Annotated in this window: 19 protein-coding genes and 1 other RNA gene; 8 read left to right on the forward strand and 12 right to left on the reverse strand. The window is 59.0% G+C overall.

The window, feature by feature from the left end:
- Positions 1–17: 17 nt before the first annotated feature.
- The 3 genes from GRI91_RS12255 to GRI91_RS12265 all read left to right on the forward strand — a co-directional run bounded on the left by GRI91_RS12255 (position 18) and on the right by GRI91_RS12265 (position 5,117).
- On the forward strand, positions 18–2,729 hold the full coding sequence (locus tag GRI91_RS12255; protein WP_160736972.1) for a valine--tRNA ligase: 2,712 nt from the start codon (positions 18–20) through the stop codon (positions 2,727–2,729).
- 145 nt (positions 2,730–2,874) lie between these two features.
- Positions 2,875–3,609, forward strand: a complete 735-nt coding sequence (locus GRI91_RS12260; protein ID WP_160736973.1) for a 7-carboxy-7-deazaguanine synthase QueE — start codon at positions 2,875–2,877, stop codon at positions 3,607–3,609.
- Positions 3,606–5,117: an MATE family efflux transporter gene (locus GRI91_RS12265; RefSeq protein WP_160736974.1), complete on the forward strand. Its 1,512-nt coding sequence runs from the start codon at positions 3,606–3,608 to the stop codon at positions 5,115–5,117. The genes GRI91_RS12260 and GRI91_RS12265 overlap by 4 nt, the downstream gene beginning before the upstream one ends.
- 52 nt (positions 5,118–5,169) lie before the next feature.
- On the opposite strand, the gene GRI91_RS12270 is transcribed toward GRI91_RS12265, so the two are convergent.
- On the reverse strand, positions 5,170–6,813 hold the full coding sequence (locus tag GRI91_RS12270; RefSeq protein ID WP_237437886.1) for an ATP-binding protein: 1,644 nt from the start codon (positions 6,811–6,813) through the stop codon (positions 5,170–5,172).
- A gap of 150 nt (positions 6,814–6,963) precedes the next feature.
- The gene (locus GRI91_RS12275; protein WP_160736976.1) at positions 6,964–7,482 is read right to left on the reverse strand and encodes a DUF421 domain-containing protein; all 519 of its coding nucleotides are present in this window, start codon (positions 7,480–7,482) and stop codon (positions 6,964–6,966) included.
- Between the two features lie 146 nt (positions 7,483–7,628).
- On the opposite strand from GRI91_RS12275, the gene GRI91_RS12280 reads away from it, so the two are divergent.
- The gene (locus tag GRI91_RS12280) at positions 7,629–7,889 is read left to right on the forward strand and encodes a hypothetical protein (protein ID WP_160736977.1); all 261 of its coding nucleotides are present in this window, start codon (positions 7,629–7,631) and stop codon (positions 7,887–7,889) included.
- Between the two features lie 106 nt (positions 7,890–7,995).
- Here GRI91_RS12280 and GRI91_RS12285 read toward each other — a convergent pair whose 3' ends face one another.
- Genes GRI91_RS12285 through GRI91_RS12300 form a run of 4 tightly spaced genes read right to left on the reverse strand, consistent with a single transcriptional unit; the run spans position 7,996 to position 12,306 of the window.
- A complete protein-coding gene (locus GRI91_RS12285) occupies positions 7,996–8,751 on the reverse strand; it encodes a TIGR02186 family protein (protein ID WP_160736978.1) in 756 nt (251 codons plus the stop codon).
- Between the two features lie 8 nt (positions 8,752–8,759).
- Positions 8,760–9,674 carry a sulfite exporter TauE/SafE family protein gene (locus tag GRI91_RS12290; RefSeq protein ID WP_160736979.1) on the reverse strand — a complete coding sequence of 305 codons (915 nt, stop codon included), beginning with the start codon at positions 9,672–9,674 and terminating at the stop codon, positions 8,760–8,762.
- Positions 9,675–9,730: 56 nt separating this feature from the next.
- Positions 9,731–10,888: a hypothetical protein gene (locus tag GRI91_RS12295; RefSeq protein ID WP_160736980.1), complete on the reverse strand. Its 1,158-nt coding sequence runs from the start codon at positions 10,886–10,888 to the stop codon at positions 9,731–9,733.
- Positions 10,888–12,306 (reverse strand): glycosyl transferase family protein, encoded by a 1,419-nt coding sequence (locus GRI91_RS12300; protein WP_337190369.1) that lies wholly within the window; start codon positions 12,304–12,306, stop codon positions 10,888–10,890. The genes GRI91_RS12295 and GRI91_RS12300 overlap by 1 nt, the downstream gene beginning before the upstream one ends.
- A gap of 90 nt (positions 12,307–12,396) precedes the next feature.
- Between GRI91_RS12300 and nhaA the strand changes: the two genes are divergently transcribed.
- Positions 12,397–13,590 (forward strand): Na+/H+ antiporter NhaA, encoded by a 1,194-nt coding sequence (nhaA, locus tag GRI91_RS12305; RefSeq protein WP_160736982.1) that lies wholly within the window; start codon positions 12,397–12,399, stop codon positions 13,588–13,590.
- A 193-nt stretch (positions 13,591–13,783) separates the two neighbouring features.
- On the opposite strand, the gene GRI91_RS12310 is transcribed toward nhaA, so the two are convergent.
- Complete coding sequence (locus GRI91_RS12310; protein ID WP_160736983.1) at positions 13,784–14,221, reverse strand: VOC family protein; 438 nt, start codon at positions 14,219–14,221, stop codon at positions 13,784–13,786.
- Between the two features lie 193 nt (positions 14,222–14,414).
- Positions 14,415–15,158: a TorF family putative porin gene (locus tag GRI91_RS12315; protein WP_160736984.1), complete on the reverse strand. Its 744-nt coding sequence runs from the start codon at positions 15,156–15,158 to the stop codon at positions 14,415–14,417.
- 257 nt (positions 15,159–15,415) lie between these two features.
- Here GRI91_RS12315 and GRI91_RS12320 point away from each other — a divergent pair, with 257 nt between their 5' ends.
- On the forward strand, positions 15,416–16,225 hold the full coding sequence (locus GRI91_RS12320; RefSeq protein ID WP_160736985.1) for a metallophosphoesterase family protein: 810 nt from the start codon (positions 15,416–15,418) through the stop codon (positions 16,223–16,225).
- 268 nt (positions 16,226–16,493) lie between these two features.
- Here GRI91_RS12320 and rnpB read toward each other — a convergent pair.
- From rnpB to GRI91_RS12340, 4 genes are all read right to left on the reverse strand, one after another.
- Positions 16,494–16,909, reverse strand: an RNA gene (gene rnpB, locus GRI91_RS12325) — RNase P RNA component class A.
- 8 nt (positions 16,910–16,917) lie between these two features.
- A complete protein-coding gene (locus GRI91_RS12330) occupies positions 16,918–17,619 on the reverse strand; it encodes an N-acetylmuramoyl-L-alanine amidase (RefSeq protein WP_160736986.1) in 702 nt (233 codons plus the stop codon).
- A gap of 2 nt (positions 17,620–17,621) precedes the next feature.
- Positions 17,622–18,269: a histidine phosphotransferase family protein gene (locus tag GRI91_RS12335; protein ID WP_160736987.1), complete on the reverse strand. Its 648-nt coding sequence runs from the start codon at positions 18,267–18,269 to the stop codon at positions 17,622–17,624.
- A 168-nt stretch (positions 18,270–18,437) separates the two neighbouring features.
- Entirely contained in the window at positions 18,438–18,848 is a 411-nt protein-coding gene (locus tag GRI91_RS12340; protein ID WP_337190370.1) for a M67 family metallopeptidase, read from the reverse strand.
- Between the two features lie 14 nt (positions 18,849–18,862).
- Here GRI91_RS12340 and GRI91_RS12345 point away from each other — a divergent pair, with 14 nt between their 5' ends.
- Together GRI91_RS12345 and rpoH are read left to right on the forward strand one after the other, a co-directional pair.
- Positions 18,863–19,816, forward strand: coding sequence for an RluA family pseudouridine synthase (locus GRI91_RS12345; RefSeq protein WP_160736988.1), 954 nt, complete (start codon positions 18,863–18,865; stop codon positions 19,814–19,816).
- A gap of 190 nt (positions 19,817–20,006) precedes the next feature.
- Complete coding sequence (rpoH, locus tag GRI91_RS12350) at positions 20,007–20,846, forward strand: RNA polymerase sigma factor RpoH (protein WP_237437888.1); 840 nt, start codon at positions 20,007–20,009, stop codon at positions 20,844–20,846.
- The last annotated feature ends 31 nt before the right edge of the window (positions 20,847–20,877 follow it).

The following is a 20,877-nucleotide window of genomic DNA, read 5'->3' on the forward strand; positions in this document are numbered from 1 at the left end:
CAAAGGCCTGAGCCGTCATGACCAGCGAGCTAAACAAAACCTTCGACCCCGCCGCCATTGAAGGCCGGTGGTACGCCCATTGGGAAGAAAACGGCCTGTTCCGTCCTGAGCGACCGGATGCCCAGCCCTTCACCATCGTGAATCCGCCGCCCAACGTGACCGGATCACTGCACATCGGCCACGCGCTCGATAACACGCTGCAGGACATCGTGGTCCGTTATGAGCGTTTGAAGGGCAAGGACGCCCTGTGGGTCGTCGGCACCGACCATGCCGGTATCGCCACGCAGATGGTGGTGGAGCGCAATCTCGAATCGCAGGGCATCAAACGCGCCGACATCGGCCGCGAGGCGTTCCTGAAACATGTCTGGGAATGGAAAGAGCAATCGGGCGGCACGATCACCCGCCAGATGCGCCGGCTTGGCTGTTCGATGGACTGGAGCCGCGAACAGTTCACCATGGATGATCACTTCTCCAAGGCGGTGCTCAAGGTTTTCGTCGATCTCTATAATAAGGGGCTGATCTACCGCGACAAACGGCTGGTCAATTGGGACCCCAAGCTGAAGACCGCCATTTCCGATCTCGAAGTCGAGACCAAGGATGTGCAGAGCGGCTTCTGGCATTTCAAATATCCGCTGGCCGATGGCGTGACGCTGGATGATGGGCGCGATTACATTGAAGTCGCCACCACCCGGCCCGAAACCATGCTGGCCGATATGGCCGTGGCCGTGCATCCCGATGATGAGCGCTACAAGAGCGTAGTCGGCAAGGAGATCCTGCAGCCGATCACCGGGCGCCGTTTCAGGATCGTTGCCGATGAACATGCCGATCCGGAACTGGGTTCAGGTGCGGTGAAGATCACGCCGGGGCATGATTTCAACGACTTTGACGTGGGCAAGCGCGCCGGGATCAAACCCGCCGACATGCTCAACATGCTCGATCAGCATGCCGCCGTGGTACAGACCGCCGACGAGCTGGTGCCCGAAGAATTCCTCGGTCTCGACCGTTTCGATGCGCGCAAGCTGGTGGTCGAACGGATGAAGGAAGCCGGTTGCCTCATCCCGCATGTCACCACAAACAAGGATGGCGAGGAAGAACTGCATGATGCAGAGCCGCGCACCGTGGCGACGCCCTTTGGCGATCGCGGCGGCGTGGTGATCGAACCCTGGCTGACCGATCAATGGTATGTCGATGCCGAAACGCTGGCCCAGCCGCCGATGCAGGCGGTGCGCGATGGCCGGATCGAAATCGTCCCCAAGAGCTGGGAGAAAACCTTCTTCAACTGGATGGAAAACATCCAGCCTTGGTGCGTCAGCCGCCAGCTGTGGTGGGGTCATCAGATTCCGGCTTGGTATGACGACAATGGCAAGGTCTATGTCGCCGGGACCGAGGAAGAGGCACAGGCTATCGCCGGAGAAGGCGTGGCGCTTACCCGCGATTCCGACGTGCTCGATACGTGGTTCTCCTCCGCTTTGTGGCCCTTCGGCACGCTGGGCTGGCCCGACGATACCGAACTGGTCCGCAAGCATTACCCCAATGATCTGCTCGTCTCGGGCTTTGACATCCTGTTCTTCTGGGATGCGCGCATGGCGATGCAGGGGATGGAATTCATGGGGGACGTGCCGTGGAAGCGGCTCTATCTCCATGGCCTCGTCCGCGCCGCCGATGGGCAGAAAATGTCCAAGTCCAAGGGCAATGTCGTCGACCCGCTGACGCTGATCGACAAATATGGTGCCGATGCGCTCCGCTTCTTCATGGCCTCGATGGAAAGTCAGGGCCGCGATGTGAAGATGGATGAGAAGCGCGTCGAAGGCTATCGCAATTTCGCCACCAAGCTGTGGAATGCGACGCGTTTCTGCCAGTCCAACGGCATCGGCGCCAGCAACAGCGTGGCCGCACCGGAGGCGAAACTCGCCGCCAATCAGTGGATCATCGGCGAAGTCGTCAAAACCGCTGAAGCGCTGGACAAGGCCATGGCCGATCTGCGCTTCGATGCGGCCGCCAGCACGATCTATCAGTTCACCTGGGCGACCTTCTGCGACTGGTATCTCGAACTGATCAAGCCGGTTTTCCAGGGCGATCCCGATGCCATGCCGGCCAAGGAAACCCGCGCGGTTGCCGGTTGGGCGCTGGACCAGATTCTGGTCATGCTGCATCCCTTCATGCCCTTCATCACCGAAGAATTATGGCATGCGCAGGGGGATCGCCCCTACGAACTGATCCTCGCCAAATGGCCCGCGCCGGAGGCACAGGTGGATCAGGGCGCAGTGGACGCGATCGACTGGGTGATCCAGCTCACCACCGCCATTCGTGCGGCGAAGAACGAACTCGGCATTGCGCCGGGGGCCAAGCTCGCCGCCTTCTGCCCCGCCCCGTCCGATCTCGCCAAGCGCGTGGTCGATCGCAGTGCCGCCGCAATCGAGCGTCTGGCGCGCCTGACTCCGGTGGAATTTGCTGAAGCCCCTGCTGGCGCCGCCATGCAGATCACCGCCGGCGAAGATGTCTTTATTATCCCGCTCGAAGGCGTGATCGATATTGAGGCGGAGAAGGCCCGGCTGACCAAGGCCAAAGCGGCATCGGAGAAGGAACGCGACAGTCTTGCCAAAAGGCTGGGCAATCCGAAATTCGTCGAAAAGGCGAAGCCCGAAGCCGTCGAAAAGGCGCAGGCCGACCACGCCCATCATGCGGCGGAAGCCGACAGGCTCGACGCTGCACTGGCCCGTCTGGGGTAATGCGCGGAAGCGGTCCCTCTCCTTTCGTCAATCCCGTGCCGGCGGGAATCCAGAATGGATCGCGCAGATCTTCGCTGGATTCCGGCCTGCCGGGGGACGGTGAGAGAAGTTCCGGGCATGACCGGAACGGACCGGGAAGCAAGCCATGTCCCTGACCCTCGCCACCGTCACGCCGGGCGAGCCGGAGATCTTCGCCTCCTTGCAAGGCGAAGGCGCGAGCATGGGCAAGCCCTGCACCTTCATCCGCCTGTCACGCTGCAACCTTGCCTGTGAATGGTGCGACACCGCCTATACGTGGCATTTCGAGGGTGACAATCGCCCGCATCGCAGCGCTGACACCGTGTCCCGCGCGGCCAATCAGGTGAAATTGTCCGAAGAGGACGCCGCGCAGCGCATACGCGATCTGGGGCAGGACCGGCTGATCATCACTGGCGGAGAGCCGATGTTGCAGGCCCCCGCCCTCGCCCGGATGCTGGCGCTGCTGCCGGGCATGGTGGTGGAGGTGGAAACCAATGGCAGCGTTGCCCCCCATCCCGCGCTGGACCCGCTGATCCACCAATATAATGTCAGCCCCAAACTGGCGCATTCAGGCAATCCGGCGTCCATCGCGCTGATCCCTGAAAGGCTGGACCAATGGGCAAAGGAGCCACGCGCCTGGTTGAAATTCGTCGTCGCCAGCGAAGCGGATGCACTGGAAGCGCTGGCACTGGCCGAAACGCACGCAATCTCCCGGCACAAGATCATGCTGATGGGCGAAGGTGTGGACAGCGAAACCCTGTCTCAGCGCGAAGCGTGGCTGGCACCGTTCTGCATTCAGCACAAATTGACTATGTCCAAGCGCTTGCATATTGATTTGTTTGGCGACAGTAGAGGTACATGAGTTCTCAACCACCCTCTGACACCGGCTTGCATCCATCTGAAAATACAGCCGAAAGTCACGATACGAATCATGTTCCCGATCTTTCCGGCGATCTGACCAACGGTCCGATTTTCAAGACACTGATTTATTTCAGCGTGCCCACCCTGCTCAGCAATTCGCTGCAATCGCTGAATGGCACGGTCAATTCGATCTGGGTCGGCCGCCTGATCGGGGAAGAGGCACTGGCAGCCACGGCCAATGCCAATATCATCATGTTTCTGGTGTCCGCCTCGGCATTTGGCTTCGGCATGGCTGGCACGGTGAAGATCGGCCAGCGGTATGGCGCACGCAATCTGGACGGTGCGCGGCGCACCTTCGGCACCGCTGTGGGCTTTTGCTTCCTGCTCTCGCTGGTCGTCGGCCTGATTGGCTGGCTGGCCGCGCCGGCTTTGCTGGACGCGCTGGGCACGCCGGGCGCGGCGCGTGATCTGGCACTGGGCTATCTGCGCATGGTGTTTGTCGCCATGCCGATGGTGATGGTTACAGTAATTCTATCCATGGGCCTGCGCGGTGCAGGTGATTCACGCACACCGCTGATCTTCATGGGGCTGACCGTTCTGCTGGACGTCATCTTCAACCCCATGCTGATTATCGGCCTCGGCCCGCTGCCCGAACTGGGCATTGTCGGCTCCGCCCTGTCGATGGTCATCGCCAATATCCTCTCGCTGATCGCGATGGTCGCCTATGTCTATTACAAGGATTTGCCGCTGCGCCTGCGCGGTGCGGAACTCGCTTATCTGAAACCCACGCGGGAGGAATTGCGCTTCATCATTGCCAAGGGCGTGCCGATGGGCGGGCAGATGCTGATCATGTCGGCTGCCGGAATCATCGTGGTCGGGCTCGTCAACCGCGAAGGCATGCTGATGACTGCCGCCTATGGCGCGGCGATGCAGCTTTTCACCTATATCCAGATGCCTGCCATGGCGATCGGCGGCGCGGTGAGTGCGATGGCTGCGCAATATATCGGCGCGCGCAAATGGGATGCGCTGGATCATGTGACCCGGGCAGGCGTGCTGGTCAATCTGGGCATGACCGGGGCGCTGACCATTCTGCTGTTGTTGTTCGATCGCCCGGCATTGGGGCTATTTCTCGGGCCCGACAGCCCCGCCGTGCCCCTCGCGCGGCATATTCAATTGCTGGCGAGCTGGAACTTCATCCTGTTTGGCGTGACCATGGTGCTGACCGCCACGATGCGGGCTGGCGGCGCCGTGACGATCCCGCTGATCATTCTGGCGATCGCGCTCTATCCCGTCCGGCTGGGCTTCTATTACCTCACCTATGACTGGCTGGGTTCGGATGCGATCTGGATTTCCTTCCCGGTGGCCGCCCTTGCCGCGCTCCTGCTCGCCTGGTGGTTCTATCGCCGTCCCGGCTGGCGACAGAAGGCCATAGCCGAAAGCGAAGAGGAAGCGCGCGAACAATCCAACACGGATGGCGACCCCGCCGGCAGGTTCGCCCCCAGCGTGTAAGGGAGAGGCGGCGGGAATCCCCCCCCGTGCGCCCCCCCTTTTTCCGCGCAGGCTAGAGTGACGTATCGGCTTTCTTGCGGCCCTGAGAGCGCCAGCGCTCGACTGTGCGTTCGACCAGATCTTCCTCTCCGCCTGCCTGCTGCCACAGCGATACGAAGCTCGGATCGTCCGAGGATGGGCGCTTTTCTTCTTCCAGATTGTCGAAGGATACGCGGATCGGAATGGAAACGCCTTCTCCGCAAATGATACATTCGCGGTTGCGCAAGGCGGGGATGGAATCGAGGAAGCCACGCGCCCCCTCCGGCATGGCGGCTTTCACGAAGGACTGATCGCGTTCATTGTTGAGCCGCATGGCCATAATGGTGCCGCATTGCGACAACACGCCTTCGGCAAGGTCCGAGGGGCGCTGCGTTATCAGGCCCAGTGAAACACCATATTTACGGCCTTCCTTGGCAATCCGCGACAGGATCCGGCCCACCGCGCTGCTCTCGGCATTCTTCTCATTCGGGACATACCGATGCGCCTCCTCGCAGACGAACAGGATCGGCCGCTGCTGATCATTGCGCGACCAGATGGCGAAATCGAACACCAGCCGGCTGAGTACCGCGACCACGGTGGAGGTGATGTCGGAAGGCACCCCTGACACATCGATGATCGAAATCGGCTTGCCTTCACCCGGCATGCGGAAAATCTTGGAAATGAAGGCCCGCATGGTGTCCCCCACCAGCATGCCAGAAAACATGAAGCCGTAGCGCGGATCATTGCGCAATTCGTCGATCTTGTTCTTGATCCGCATATAGGGTGCAGAGGAGCTGGCCTTGTCGAGCTTGCCCATTTCATCCTGCAATATCTGCGTGAGATCAGAGAGCAGATAAGGAATGGGTGAATCCACTGTGATCTTGCCGATCGATTCCGCCAGCCGGTTCTTGCTCCGCGCCTTCAGCAGGCATTTGGCCAGAATATCGGCATCCTCATTCCGCTCCGACCCTGATGTGGTGAGGAAGGCTTCGCAATGTTCCTCAAAATTCATCAGCCAATAGGGCATTTGCAGATTATCGACATTCAGGATCATGCCGGTATCCTTGAAGGCCGCCGCATATTCCCCATGCGGATCGACCATCACAATATGGCCCTGCGGCGCAGCATCGCAGATCCTGTGCAGGATCAGCGCGGCGCTGGTCGATTTACCCGTACCGGTGGAGCCCAGCAGCGCGAAATGTTTGCCCAGCATCGCATCGACATACAGACCGGCGCGGATGTCTTTTGTCGGATAGACGGTGCCGATCTGGATCGATGACCGCCCGTCAGAGGCATAGACCTGCTGCAGATCTGCGTCACTGGCGGCATAGATGAGCGCGCCGGGGATAGGATAGCGGGTGATGCCGCGGCGGAAACGGTGGATCTTGCCTGTCAGCTTCTCCTCATCCCCTTCACCCAGGAAATCGATATTGGCCATGACAGTGGAACCATCGCCCTCTCGGTCCTGACGCTGATTACGCACGCTGGCAATCAGCCAGCCATCGGAGGTGCGGATCTTGATCTGGCTGCCGACCTGCCCGGCCTGTGCGATCGAGGCATCGGCGTCTTGCGAACATTCAATCAGGCGCTGCAAATCCAGTGCGGCAAGCGAACTGGACCCAGCGATTTCGACCAGCTTGCCAATCGGCTTCGCGCCTTCTTCACCAAGGCCAAGCATGGAATCCGAAGCAGCGCCCTGAGAGGGTGCCGCAGTCTGGCCAAAGCCCTGATTTTCCTGATCTATCATAATGCGCTGCGCCCTTTAGATTAAAGGCGAAGCGTAAGGGCGTGGCGGTTAATATTGAGTAAGTGGCCGGCCGTAGGGCTCTTAATCTGCGCCCCGCACCCCATCGAGCAGCACGCTGTCCAGCCGGTCGCCATGCAGCACCGAAATATCCCCGGTCGTTTCCAGCACGACGGCGCGCACCTTTGAGAGTTCCAGCGCATTCGCTTCACGCAGTTTGGCATAGACATCGCTGCGGTCGACGCGGCTCTTGCGCAAAGCCTCCTCGCAGAATTCACCGTCCCGCATCAGCAGCAAGGGCTCATTCCCCATCGCCCGTTCCGCCGCGCCTGAATACCGGCGCAGCCACGCCAACACATATTGAATGATGAGCAGAACCGCGATCGCGAGCACCGTCTGAATGAAAGCTCGCCAGCTGGTGACAGTGGCGGCATTGGCAAGCAGCGAGCCTGTCGCCAGCGTAACGATGAAATCAAAGGCCGTCATTTTGGAAAAAGCGCGCAGGCCGATCATCCGCACAAGGAAGATTACCCAGAGGAGCGCGATGGGCGCGAGCGCGAAACCGCGAATGATGCTGTCATCAAATGGAGGATCTATAAACATAAGCTGTCTGTGTCAGAAAAGCCGCTGTGATGCGAGCGCTCAGCAGCCCCAAAAGGCAATTAAATTTCTGATATACATAAATAATCATGCCGCGGGAGCCTTTACCCCGCTTCTGACGTTAAGCAGCGCTAACATGGAGAATGCGCATGTTTACCCGTCTTGATCCTCCCCTGCCGCTATTCGTTCTGGATAAGGGCAAAGGCCTTGCCCTTGGTGTCATAGATTATGGCATCGAACATAATCTCATTTGGGTCACCGCGATCGACGGTACGGGCGAAATCTGGTGCGCCCCCAATCCCAAAGTGCGGATGCAGGAAAACTGGACCGCTGGCCGGCCCCTCGCAGCCAGCCGGAATGCCGCGCAAGGCACCGCTCCGATCAAGGTGGCAGAATGCGGCGCGACCTGATGCGACAGGTCCGCCTCGTCGCCTGATAGACGCCAATATAACGCGGGCAGTTCTTTGGAGTGACTGGGCTCCATCAATAGACGTGCGGCAACCCCATGCGATGCCTCTAACCGAGCGAGAACAAGCGTCCGGCGAGCCAGCCCATGAACACGGACAGCGCCATGGCAAACAGGCCATAGAGAACGGGACTGTTCATCGCAGTATCGGCAACGAAGCGTTCGAACCCTTCCTTGCGCACATCAACATGGGCCGTGGCAGAGGCAATGACCCGGCCGCCGCGTATCGCAAATGTTTCCGCTGTATATGTGCCCGTCTGCACACTGGAGGGGAGAGTGATCCGCGCTTGATACAGCACATCCTCGCTCATGGTGACGCCATTATCCTGCTGCCCGAACAGCCCCTTGCGGCTGCGCAGATCGACCAGCCCCGCCTTGAAGCGATCCTGCTCCTGCGGATCAATCGTCCCGATCGGAGAAAGCTGCAGAAAATCGAGCCCCAATTCATAAATTGCCGCTGTCCGCTCATCCACGATCTCACCAATCGGGCGAGAGCTGGCCATGGCGAAATAGGATGGCGCAGACCGAAATCCGGTGCTTTCCGCATTGAGCCAGATCCCGAAGACCTTCTGCTTTTCACGCAAACGGATCGCTTCGGTTGGTCCCTTCAGCACCACGACAATATCGTAATCGCCCCCGCCCCTTGTACCATCAGGATCGAGAATGGCGCCGAAGAGCAGCAGTTCTTTACCAGTGAATCCCTGCCGGACCTGAACTTCATGCTGCGACACTTCGGGCACCAGAATGGGGTCCCGCTGCGCCGTCAGCCCGAAAAAGGCCAGCAGCAGAAAGGGCCAGAGTGCCATGCGCCGGTTCATAGCGGCACCACCGAATAGACTTCGCTGGGCCGAATACCGAGGCCAAATGCCATGCGCAGCGCAACGCCGAGCACGACCACGGCCAGAATGAGGCGCAGATATTCAGGCTTCGCATTTTGGGCGAAACGCGCCCCGATCTGCGCACCTGTCACCGACCCCACCAGCAGCAGCCCGGCCAGCACTACATCCACCGCCTTGGTGGTGAGCGCATGCATCATGGTGGTAACCATGGTCACGAACAGGATCTGAAACAGGCTGGTGCCAACCACCACATTGGCGCTCATTCCCAGAATATAGAGCATCGCGGGCACCAGAATGAAGCCGCCACCAACGCCCATCAGCATGGTCAGGATACCGACCAGCAGCCCCAGCAGAAGCGGCGCCAGCGGTGAAATATAGAGGCCTGAACGATAGAAGCGCCAACGCAGCGGCAAAGTGGCAACCAGCGGGTGATGGCGGCGTTTGGCCGCGCGTTTCTTTGTCCCGGACTTGCTGGATGACATTGCCTGCAGGCTTTCCCGCCCCATCAGCGATCCGATCGTACCGAGCAGCAGGACATAGAGAATGCTGATGACGACATCGATCTGGCCCAAAGCCTCGAGCAGGTTGAACAGCAACGCGCCAATACCGGTGCCGATCGCGCCGCCCACCACCATGACGATGCCGATCTGATAATCAACGCCGCCGCGTTTGCGATGCGCGAACACGCCGGAGACACTGGCCCCGGTTACCTGACTGGCGGCCGAGGCGGCGGCCACGGTCGGTGGAATCCCGTAAAATATCATGAGCGGCGTGGTGAGGAACCCTCCACCGACGCCAAAAATGCCCGAAAGCAGGCCTGTTCCCAGACCGAGCAATATGATCACCAGCCCGTTGACCGAGAGATTGGCTATGGGGAGGTAAACATCCATCCTGCGGGGTTAGCCCAGCCCGCGCGCGGAGAAAAGCCAGCTTTATGCGTTTGGCATCAGAAACCGGCAGAAATCGTCAATGCCGGTCCTGACGAAGGCTCTGCATTGCCCGCCACTTTCATGCGCCAGTCCAGTGTGACGCGTGCGGGTGTGTCATACACATCCAGCATCATGCGGGCTGACGGCCCCATATCCAGCCGCTGGACACCTTTCTGCGCCCCGCCCCAGATTCCCAGCCCGCCATAAAGCTCGATATCCTTCAGCGACAGCAACCGGCGATCCGCACGCAGCTGACCATCGGTGAAATAGGTGCTGTAATCGCCGCCGACATAGCCGCCCTGCACATACATCTCACCCTCAAGGCCAAGCGGCATGCTGAAGGGTGGCACCTCACTGATACCGTAAAGCGCAGGCCGCCATTCCTTGCGTCCACGGACATTATGCAATTGCATTTCCGCCGCCAGCCGCAGGGGTGCCGATGCCAATGGCCGCGCGGCGACACCGGCCGACAATTCGCTTTCCTTGGCCCGCAGCGCCGAACTGCTGCGAATATAGGCAAAGGGATCAAGCCCGCTCGACGGTTTGAAGCGATAACGAAGAATGGCGCCTGCTTGACTGCCGCCATAGGTCGGCGCACCAGAAATCGCAGCCGATCCATCCTTGCGGACAAACATCCAGCTGTCCACGCTGAGCCGATCGGGACGGCCATTTTTGCTCAACCGCTGCCGCCCTGTCAGCGGCCCCGGCGCCAGCGGAACGGATGAGCGATATGTTCCAAACTCCGCCAATTGCGCATCGCGCCGCGAAGGAATGACCCGGCTAATGAGGCCGGACCTCGGCTCCGGCATATCACGGCCTGACGCCAGGCCCTGTGCTGAAGGATCATAAGGTGTCACGGAAGAGGAATATCCGGGGTAATCCAGCGGACGGAGCGGCGCATACAGGCTGGCCGCCGGAGCATTTACCGCGCGATCCGTTGCCACATTGCGCGTGCCTATGCTGGTCGTGTGCGTGGGCAGAGCCCCCCCCGCAAAATAGGACATTCCGTCCCAGCGGGATAAGCGCGGTCCGGATATTTCATGCCCCATATCCATATGGGAGGTCAACGAGAGCGACTCCTCAGTGGCTTCTCCGGTAAAAAGCCGCGCCATCACCCACATCGTCAGCATGGCGCTGTAATATAAGACCGGTTTGCCGGTGAGACTGCGAAGCATTACGATTGTGCTCCGCGCGCCTGTTTCATACCCGGAGGATGATCATCATGCCGGGTTTTGTCCCAGGACAGTTTACCGCCACCAAGGGCGCGAAAATAGGCCATCAGCGCTCGCCGCCCGGCCATTATGGCGATGAGGTTGGCCAGCGGGATACGCAGAACTGCGTTCAATCCCTCCGAAAAGCCATATTCGCGGGCGGTAAAAATGAAGCGGATGAATGCCCGCCACACGAAACTCACCATATTCAGCGCGAGCAAAGTGGTCAGCAGCGGCCCCGGATACCACAGGTTGCCATAGCCGAGCCAAAAGCAGAAGATATGCAGCCCAGTCGCGATCAGCAGCAGATATCCTGCGGCGAGGACCAGCGCAGAAATAGGCCCGCGGCGATCGCGCCAGCGCATCCACAACTCGACCGGCGTGTTGCTCCAGCCCATGCGGTCCCACCCCTGAAGGGCGATCCCGTGCAGCCAGCGTGCTTTCTGCCGCACAGCGGCGCCGACATGAGAAGGGAAACAGGCGCGGGTCGCAATCAACTCGCCGTCATCCCCCCGGCAGCGCAAGAAACGCGACCGCCCACCCGCCGCTTTTATACGGAGGCCGAGCTCATAATCCTCGGTGAGAGAATCCTCGGAGAAGGGCCCGTTTCCGGCGTTCCGCCATGCCATTTCGGACAATATCTTACGGGAAAACGCACAGCCGACACCAGCGCTGGGAAGCGCTGCACCAATCGCATCGCGAACCACCATCGCCTTGCCATGCGCTTCGGCAAATTCTTCACAATAATGGCTGCCAACCCAGCGGGAGCGGTGCTGCGGTTCGGGTAGAACGGGCAATTGGACAAAATCGGAATTTGCAATCGCGCCATCCATCAGCGCCAGGGCAGCCGGATCCACCATATCTTCCGCATCATGCATGACGATCATCCGGCGCGTCGTGCCGCTACGTGCTTCATCGGTGCAAATGGCGCGGTAAATCCGGTTCAGACAGTCCGCTTTGGTGGTTGGGCCAAACTGGTCATGGATGACAATCCGTACACGCTGATCGCTTTGTGCGGCGTACATGACCGCCTCAATCGTCGCCGGATCGTTGCAATAGCAGCCGACATAGATCCGCAAATTGGCCTGTGGCCACGCATGGCACATATGTTCAATAGTGCCGCCAATGACGCGCGCTTCCTGCCAGGCAGCGATCATCACAGCGGTCGGTGCGGATAAGGGTTTTGCTTCGAGTTGGGAACGATTCGCCCGTCTGGCCGGCACTTTCCCGCTTAAGCGAAGAAAGAACCAGAAAACATCCATTAATGCTTCATCCAAAGCACCAATCAGCAAGAACACGCTCGTAAATATCAGCAGTTCTAATTCGACAACGCCTAACCAGCTGACAAGATGTTCAATCGAAAAATCCACGTCACCCCCCACACTGTCATATGTGTTAATACTAAATTAATTTTTGCGCAAGACGAGGCCGCAAGGGGTTGCAACAGGGCCAGTTTTGGGAAAAGGGAAGGTATGCCACAGCCAAAGCTAATTGCCGCCGCCGTTCGCCCTTTCAAGGCGCTGTTCGTCAGCGACGCCTCAGAAGGCATTCTCCTGATCCTGGTGGCCGCCTCGGCCATGGTGATCGCAAACACGCCGCTGGCCCACAGCTATCATGAATTGTTTCATGGTGCCCTGGCATGGACGCCCATCGCCAAGCTCTACAATCTGCATTTGTGGATCAATGATGGGTTGATGGCGATCTTCTTCTTCGTCGTCGGACTGGAAGTGAAGCGCGAGTTGATTTCGGGAAATCTGGCGGACCCCAATGCGCGGCGATTGCCTGTGCTTGCGGCGATTGCCGGTATGGCCGCGCCGGCTCTGGTCTTTTTCACGCTGATTGGCGGCGACGCGAATCTTCACCGCGGCTGGGCCATTCCTGCCGCGACCGACATTGCCTTCGCCATGGGCGTACTCGGTCTGCTCGGAAGCCGGGTGCCCGCTCCGCTGCGGCTGTTCCTGCTGACTGTTGCGATTGTGGATGATGTTGGCGCCGTCCTCATCATCGCCTTGTTCTATACAGCGAATATCAAACTGGCGTGGCTCATCGCATCCATGGTTGTCGTGGGCGTGCTGATCGCCATGAACCGGATGAGAGTGAGCAAGATCTGGCCATATATCGTGGTCGCTTTGGTACTGTGGTTCTGCGTGCTCAATTCCGGCGTGCATGCCACGATTGCCGGCGTAGTGGCCGCGCTGACCATTCCGATGCACCGCCGTGACGGCAACAGTCTGCTGGAAAATATCGAGCATGGCCTGGTGGGCTGGAACGCTTATCTGATCGTGCCGCTATTCGGCTTTGCCAATGCCGGGATCGCCTTTGCCGGTTTGGGCATGGAACAGATATTTGCCCCGCTTCCGCTCGCCGTGGCGGCAGGTCTGGTCTTTGGTAAGCAGATCGGCATTTTCAGCTCGATCATTGTCGCAGACAGGCTGGGCTTCGCGCCGCGCCCTCAAGATGCCAGCTGGCTGCAGATCTGGGGTACATCGGTCCTGTGCGGTATTGGGTTCACGATGAGCTTGTTCATCTCAGGCCTCGCCTTCTCCAGCAATCTTCTGATCGAGGAAGCGAAGATCGGTATTGTCGGCGGCTCTGTGGTTTCCGCGCTGCTGGGCTTCTGCATCCTGCGCTTTGCCCCGGGCAAGAAGGGCGTGACAGAGAGTTAAGCGCGTTGGCCCGTAGGTCAGCATAGCGCACAGCCACACCGCGCAGCGGCTTGGCTTTCAAGCTTTGACGCTGCGTTTTGCATCGCGCCTTGCAGCAAAAGCCATCGATTTGGCACCAACGCCATGCGCCCATAAAAAAGCGCGCCCACCTTCACGGTGAGCGCGCTTCCTAAATGCAAATTACAGAGCGGGCTTACCAGCTGCCCGTATTTTCCATGCTCGCCCAGGGCTCCTGAGGCTCCAAATGGCCATCCTGCAGCAGTTCGACCGAGATGCCGTCCGGGCTTTTGACAAAAGCCATATGGCCATCGCGCGGCGGTCGGTTGATCGTCACACCGGCATCGGCCAGGCGCTGACAGGTTTCGTAGATATTATCGACGCGATAGGCCAGATGGCCGAAGTTCCGGCCATTGGTGTAAGTTTCAGCTGGTGAGCCATCCTCGGACGGCCAATTATAGGTCAGTTCCACTTCAGCAATGCCTTCTTCGCCGGGTGCGGCGAGGAAGATAAGCGTGAAACGGCCCTTCTCGCTTTCCTGACGGCGGACTTCCTTGAGCCCGATCAGGTCGAAAAAAGCGATTGTAGCGTCAGGATCGCTGACACGGATCATGGAATGCAAATATTTAACCACGGATGCGGCTCCTTGGGCTGGGATGCGTATAGGCAGCCTTTAACGCGGCAAGTCTGACAAGGCAAAGCCGATGCTGCAGTGCAATCGCCGCGCCGTGGAGGCGCCATGTGATGTTGCGGCCGCTTCACGCGAAAGCCCGCGCCGTCTCCGACGCGGGCCCCCGCATGAAAAACATCACATGATGATCAGGTGATCAGAAGCTTACGCCAAGCGTAGCGACCACTGTGTCATCGGTGAATTCATATTGACCCGGTGCATAATCACCTTCGGCACCGACATAAGCCACGCCGATGGAAAGGTTCTCACCGATCGCCACGTCCGCCCCAATGGAATAGTCCCACGCCTTGCTGTTGCCAGTGTAGGTCAGGAAACCATCGGTATAACCAAGATGGCCGGCAAGCGAGATCGGCGTATTGGGAATGCCAATGCCCAGATCACTATAGATGTAGAGATTGTCTGTGCTGCCCAGCGAATCCTGCTTTGGTGCATAGGCAACGCCGACAGTCAGATCTGCCGGGCCGAGGCCGAAACCCACCGAAGAATAGAATTCGATATAATCATATTCAGCGCCCGGCACATCCGGTGAATTCGGATACAGATAATACAGTGCGCCGATATCGAACGAAACCGTGTCGGTGAGCGAACCGCTCCACCCGGCATAAACGTCGAGTTCGGTGTGGCCGTAGCCGACGGTGTCTTCATCCAGCGAAGAGCCCCAGGTGCCGACATAAATGCCGCTGGAATGTGCGAGATCGACACCGCCCTGCACGGCGATATCACCCCCCGACAAATCAACGCCGCGAAAACGATATTCGCTGACGATTGATGCATTGCCGGAGATCGAAATTTCGGAATCCTGCGCCATGGCCGGGGTTGCAGCAAAAGCGGCGCCAGCAAGGATTGTTGCAGCCATAAGGCTGCGGACGGACGTGAGCATTCGTATTCCCCTCAATTGAAATTCGAGCTTCGTCCCACCTGCGAATTCGCCCCGTGACCTCTTTTTTGCGGGCCCGTTTGCGAAGGTGTAATTAAACTGCAGCCTCTTGCGTCACCCGACAAGTTAAATTGCGCGATGATACACATTAAGGCGAATTGTGTGGATTTTGTGCACCACACCATTTTCGTGATTGGGGCTAAAAAAACCCGGCCTGATGCGCTATACTCAAATTTCCTGCCCAGACGTTAAAGTATATTATGATCAACAAATTGCTGCACATGCTAAAAGGTCGACCGAAGTCTTTTGCTCCCCAGATACCGGATGGCCAGAGAGTCTATGCGCTGGGCGATATTCATGGGCGCCTCGATCTATTTGAAGCGATGATCACCGCGATCGAAGATGATGAGAGACGCAGCGCGCCCGAAAAAGTCACCATCATATTGCTGGGGGATCTGATTGATCGTGGTCCCGATTCCGCCGGCGTGGTTGCGCGCGCGCGCGCATTGCAAAAAGCCCGTGATGTCCGCATTTTGATGGGCAATCATGAAGAAATGCTGCTGCGCAGTATGGAGGACCGATCCGTTCTGGCGCCCTTCCTCAATCATGGCGGGCGTGAAACGCTGTTGAGCTATGGCCTGTCTGCGCAGGATTACGATCTGTGCGACTATGAAGAGTTGCAAAATCTGCTGATTGCGAAGGTCCCGGCCAGGGATAAGAGCTTTATAAACAGCTTCCACAATGCCATCGAAATCGGGGATTATCTGTTCGTCCATGCTGGAATCGAACCGGGCAAGGCGCTGCGTGATCAGGATGAGCGCAATCTGCGCTGGATCCGCGAGCCGTTTTTGTCCCACGCCGCGCCGCATAGCCATGTGGTCGTACACGGGCACACGATCACCGAACGGCCGGAAAATCGCAGCAACCGGATCGGTCTGGATACCGGGGCCTATCGCTCCGGCGCATTGACGGCCGTGGTGCTGGAAGGAACAGAGCGGCGCTACCTGCAAACCCGCATCTCCGACGATGGCGCCATCACCGCCGCGCCGTTTGAGGCAGATGAGCCCTAGGCCGTAAACTCATAAACAGCGCCATCGAGGTTTGAGGCAAAATGGCTCAGCGCAAGGAAAGAAGGCGTGGGAATATGTCGATATTTCAAGGCTTCTTGACGCAGCGATGGGCCATTTTGGCCAAATCGCTTTGCGACGCCCAAATGGCTTCCCTCTCGAACCAAATCGCCCTTGGAAAGGCAAACAGCCTTCCCGGCGGGCGCTTTGCCCCGATATGTTCGCCAGTTGGGCGCCTCGACGGTGCTGTTTATGAGTTTACGGCCTAAAATATGCCAGGGGGCCTGTAAGCCGGGTTTTGTCTCGCGGACGGTATCCGATTAACCGGACCGTATCCGCAAGGGCAGCCATTCATCTCGGCGACGCATTGCTGCGCCGCTCCAGCAACCAACCCGGGCGTCCTGGGTCCGAAACAGACCCGCCGATCAAGCCGGCACGGCGCCCCTATTCGGTTTTGCTCCGGGTGGGGTTTACCTTGCCATCTCCGTTGCCGGACATGCGGTGCGCTCTTACCGCACCCTTTCACCCTTACCTTCCGGACGAGCCGGTTGGCGGTCTGCTCTCTGTGGCACTATCCCTTGCTCCCCCGAAGGGAAGCCGGCGGGCGTTACCCGCCACCCTTGTTTCGTGGAGCCCGGACTTTCCTCGGCGAAGCAAAAGCTCCGACGCGGCTGCCCAGCCCCCTGGCACAGGGGCTATCTAGCCTTTCCGCGGTCACGATCAAGCAGCAAGGCAAAAAGCAGAGCGCCTATTTCCAGATCGACTTCGCCATCGATCCGGTTTGGCCGCCAGCGGCGCTGAAATGCACGCACCGCCGCATGGCCATCGGTGATGTCATAACCAAAGCGTTCCAGTGCCAGGTAAAAGGCACCTTCATTCTCAAACGGATCGCCCAGATTCACCTTCGGGCGCGGCAGAGCCAAACGGTGGGCGGCCAGACATTCCCAATCGAACAATTCACCCGGATCATCCTTGCGCGCGGGCGCCACATCGGAATGGCCCACCACATTGGCGCGCGGAATGTCATACCGCCCGACAATATCGGCCAGCAGCGGCAGCAATGCATCCATCTGCGCATCGGGAAAGGGGCGATATCCCCATTCATGGCCGGGATTAACCAGTTCGATCCCGATCGAGGCCGAATTCACATCGGTTTCTCCGCGCCAGTAACTGGCTCCGGCATGCCAGGCACGCTGTTCCTCGGCCACCAGCCGCAGGACGGTGCCGTCTTCCTCGATCATATAATGGGCAGAGACTTCCGCCTGCGGGTCGCACATCCGTTCCAGCGCGGCGGCCCCGGTTTGCATTCCGGTATAATGAAGCACCACCATCGAGACAGGCCGTTTGCGCGCGTTGAAATTGGGCGACGGCACATCCCGATGGATCAGCTCATTCATCCTTAATCGTTCCCATGTGGCAGGACGGCACCCATCACCAGCGCATCGGAAGACAGCGCATGTTGCAGCCCCCCGCCGCATTCCGCCGCCAATAAGGCAATCATATGCGCAGGCGCCGTGCGCACGCTGACATCCAGCGGGTCGAGCCCGCCATCCAGCGCTTCACCAACACGCGGATCAAAGGAAATACGGGCACCCGCCGCGCGCACCACCAGCTCCGTAGCATCCGCGCCCCGTTCAGCGGCAATATCCAGCGTCCCGCCGCGCGGAAGTGATTCGATCGCGATGGAGGCCAGATTGAGCAGCACCTTCACCGCGCGTTTGGGCAGCGTGTCCCCTTCGACACCCCAATTGAGCGAAATCCGCCCATTATTGCCCGCCAGCGCCGAGATGAGCGATTCGGGTTCAGAGACAGAAACATCTTCGCCAAAACCGCCTGCGGCCCCAAAGGCGAGACGAAAGAATTTCAGCTTGTCGGTGCTGGTCTTGGCGCTTTGCTGAAGCAATTCGAAGCAGCGCTGGCGCATATCATCGTCTTGTTCATCGGACAGCAGCTCAAGACCATTGGTCAGGGCGCCAACCGGGCTGAGCATATCGTGGCACAGGCGCGAGCAGAGCAGCGCGGCAAGATCGGTGGAGCTTTGCGTCATTATAAAGTTTGCCGCCTATTACTATAATTCAAAAATGACAGAAGTGACTGATGTGACATGACCCTATGCGGTAAACCCTTCAAGTTTCTCAAGCCGGTCGTAAAAATATCACGCATTTCCTGGTTCGACGATTCTGCGACATAGTCATGCCGACTTTCCAATGCAGCCTTAAACGCCCGCAATCACATAGAAAAGGCGGGTGAAGCCCGCACTGTCGCTGCGCCAGAACGTTACATCGCCCTGCGCGGCGATTGCCCATATTTTTCCGTCCCCGGCGGCATCGCTTTCATCACGCGGAGATGGCCCCACGCGGCCATTGGGATGCGAATGGTAATACCCCAATACGCATAGCCCCCCTGCCCGTTCGGCGCGCAACGCATCGAACAGAGCCTGCGGGTCGAGTTCAAAATGCGCGGCGGGATCGGCGGCGATATTGGCGGCCGCGCGGGCTTCTTCAACTATCACTCCCCGCGCATCACGCGTGCCCAATAACAGGCCGCAGCATTCATGCGGGGCAGCTTGCGCCGCAGCGTGTAAAATTGCCCGATAGGCAGGTCTTGTCAGGGTAAGATCTGGCACCCATCTTCTGTAGCATGGGGGGCGCAAAAGTCATTGAAGGTGTGCTGAGCGGTGGCCAGCGTCTGGATAAGGCGTTGACGGAGGCCTGTGAGCTGTCGCGCGAACGCGTGAAAGCCCTGATCGCGGATGGCCGCGTGCAGGTTGCGGGAAAAACCGTCACCTCCCCCTCGGCCAAATCCGCAGCGGGTGCGGCTTTCATCATAGATCTGCCACCTGCCAGCGAACCGCATGCGAAGCCGGAGGATATCCCGCTTTCCATCGCCTATGAGGATGATCATCTGGTGGTGGTGGACAAGCCCGCCGGCATGGTGGTGCATCCCGCTGCCGGAAATCAGGACGGCACGCTGGTCAACGCCTTGCTGCATCATTGTGCGGGCGGGCTTTCCGGTATTGGCGGCGTGGCCCGGCCCGGCATCGTGCACCGCATCGACAAGGACACATCCGGCCTGCTGGTCGTGGCGAAGAGCGATGCCGCGCATGAGGGGCTGGCGCGCCAATTCGCCGATCACTCTCTGGAAAGGGCATATCTGGCCGTCGTCAATGGCCGCCCCGTGCCGCCAGCGGGCACGATCAATGCCCGAATCGGTCGATCGGACGTCAATCGCAAGAAGATGGCCGTGCTGCCCGATGATGCGAAGCGCGGCAAACACGCGATTACGCATTATCGCGTGATAGATTTCCTACAGGACTGCGCGCTAGTTGAATGCCGCCTGGAAACGGGCCGTACCCATCAGGTGCGTGTTCACATGTCGTCAATCGGTCATGCGCTATTAGGAGATCCTGTATATGGGCGTGCGAATTCGCGATTAAGACCGATTCTCAAGCAGTTGGGCTTTCAGCGTCAGGCCCTTCATGCCGCTGTGCTGGGTTTTGATCATCCCATCACAAACGACAGGATGCGCTTCAACAGCGACCTGCCGCGCGACATGCGGGAACTGATCGACCAAACCGGTCATTTAAATCGATGAAATGCACGAACATGTGAAAGGTTTTGGTGTATAAGGGCATCAGATGTGGCCGCACCCTGCGGATGCCCATCAGGGGTCCGGAAATAGCGGTCGACGAAGAAAGGTTAGGGACGTGAACAATAACAGCAACAGAAGCAGCCGCGCTTTGAGCGTTCCGGCGCTCGGCGGGGAGCAGAGCCTCAACCGCTATCTGTCCGAAATCAAGAAGTTCCCGGTACTCAAGCCCGAGCAGGAATATATGCTCGCGAAGCGTTACCAGGAACATGAAGATCCCGATGCGGCCAAGCAATTGGTGACCAGCCATCTGCGTCTCGTGGCGAAAATCGCCATGGGCTATCGCGGCTATGGCCTGCCCGTCAGCGATCTGATTTCCGAAGGCAACGTCGGCTTGATGCAGGGCGTGAAGAAATTCGAACCCGATCGGGGTTTTCGTCTGGCGACTTATGCCATGTGGTGGATCAAGGCGAGCATTCAGGAATTTATCCTGCGTTCGTGGAGCCTGGTCAAAATGGGCACGACCGCCGCGCAGAAGAAGCTGTTCTTCAACCTGCGCCGGATGAAGAAAAATCTGGAAGCCTATGAGGATAGCGATCTTGCGCCCAATGATGTGGCCAAGATTGCCAAGGATCTGGGCGTGCCGGAACAGGAAGTGGTCAATATGAACCGCCGCATGATGATGGGCGGCGATTCATCGCTGAACGTCTCCATGCGCAGCGACGAAGAAGGTTCAGGCCAGTGGCAGGATTGGCTGACAGACGACCGTCCTTTGCAGGACGAAACCGTCGCCAATAAGGAAGAAGCCTCCGTTCGCCATGATATGCTGGTCGATGCGCTGGATGCGCTGAATGACCGCGAGAAGCATATCCTGACCGAGCGCCGGCTGACCGACAATCCGCAAACGCTGGAAGAATTGTCGCAAGTGTATGATGTCAGCCGCGAACGCATTCGCCAGATCGAAGTGCGCGCCTTTGAAAAACTGCAAAAGGCGATGCAGCGCGTCGCCGGTGAGAAAATGCTCACTGCGGCGTGATTAAAAGACCCTTCTTCGCGCCTCTTCCCAC

Source organism: Altericroceibacterium endophyticum (assembly GCF_009827595.1).
Classification (GTDB): Bacteria; Pseudomonadota; Alphaproteobacteria; order Sphingomonadales; family Sphingomonadaceae; genus Altericroceibacterium; species Altericroceibacterium endophyticum.

Excerpts from the sequence above, each read along its gene's own strand:
- GRI91_RS12265 (WP_160736974.1), top strand. The coding sequence starts at position 3,606 with ATGAGTTCTCAACCACCCTCTGACACCGGCTTGCATCCATCTGAAAAT.
- GRI91_RS12260 (WP_160736973.1), top strand. The coding sequence starts at position 2,875 with ATGTCCCTGACCCTCGCCACCGTCACGCCGGGCGAGCCGGAGATCTTC.
- nhaA (WP_160736982.1), top strand. The coding sequence starts at position 12,397 with ATGCCACAGCCAAAGCTAATTGCCGCCGCCGTTCGCCCTTTCAAGGCG.
- GRI91_RS12320 (WP_160736985.1), top strand. The coding sequence starts at position 15,416 with ATGATCAACAAATTGCTGCACATGCTAAAAGGTCGACCGAAGTCTTTT.
- GRI91_RS12295 (WP_160736980.1), bottom strand. The coding sequence starts at position 10,888 with ATGCTTCGCAGTCTCACCGGCAAACCGGTCTTATATTACAGCGCCATG.
- GRI91_RS12255 (WP_160736972.1), top strand. The coding sequence starts at position 18 with ATGACCAGCGAGCTAAACAAAACCTTCGACCCCGCCGCCATTGAAGGC.
- GRI91_RS12335 (WP_160736987.1), bottom strand. The coding sequence starts at position 18,269 with ATGACGCAAAGCTCCACCGATCTTGCCGCGCTGCTCTGCTCGCGCCTG.
- GRI91_RS12290 (WP_160736979.1), bottom strand. The coding sequence starts at position 9,674 with ATGGATGTTTACCTCCCCATAGCCAATCTCTCGGTCAACGGGCTGGTG.
- GRI91_RS12275 (WP_160736976.1), bottom strand. The coding sequence starts at position 7,482 with ATGTTTATAGATCCTCCATTTGATGACAGCATCATTCGCGGTTTCGCG.
- GRI91_RS12270 (WP_237437886.1), bottom strand. The coding sequence starts at position 6,813 with ATGCTTGGCCTTGGTGAAGAAGGCGCGAAGCCGATTGGCAAGCTGGTC.
- GRI91_RS12345 (WP_160736988.1), top strand. The coding sequence starts at position 18,863 with ATGGGGGGCGCAAAAGTCATTGAAGGTGTGCTGAGCGGTGGCCAGCGT.
- GRI91_RS12285 (WP_160736978.1), bottom strand. The coding sequence starts at position 8,751 with ATGGCACTCTGGCCCTTTCTGCTGCTGGCCTTTTTCGGGCTGACGGCG.
- GRI91_RS12330 (WP_160736986.1), bottom strand. The coding sequence starts at position 17,619 with ATGAATGAGCTGATCCATCGGGATGTGCCGTCGCCCAATTTCAACGCG.
- GRI91_RS12315 (WP_160736984.1), bottom strand. The coding sequence starts at position 15,158 with ATGCTCACGTCCGTCCGCAGCCTTATGGCTGCAACAATCCTTGCTGGC.
- GRI91_RS12280 (WP_160736977.1), top strand. The coding sequence starts at position 7,629 with ATGTTTACCCGTCTTGATCCTCCCCTGCCGCTATTCGTTCTGGATAAG.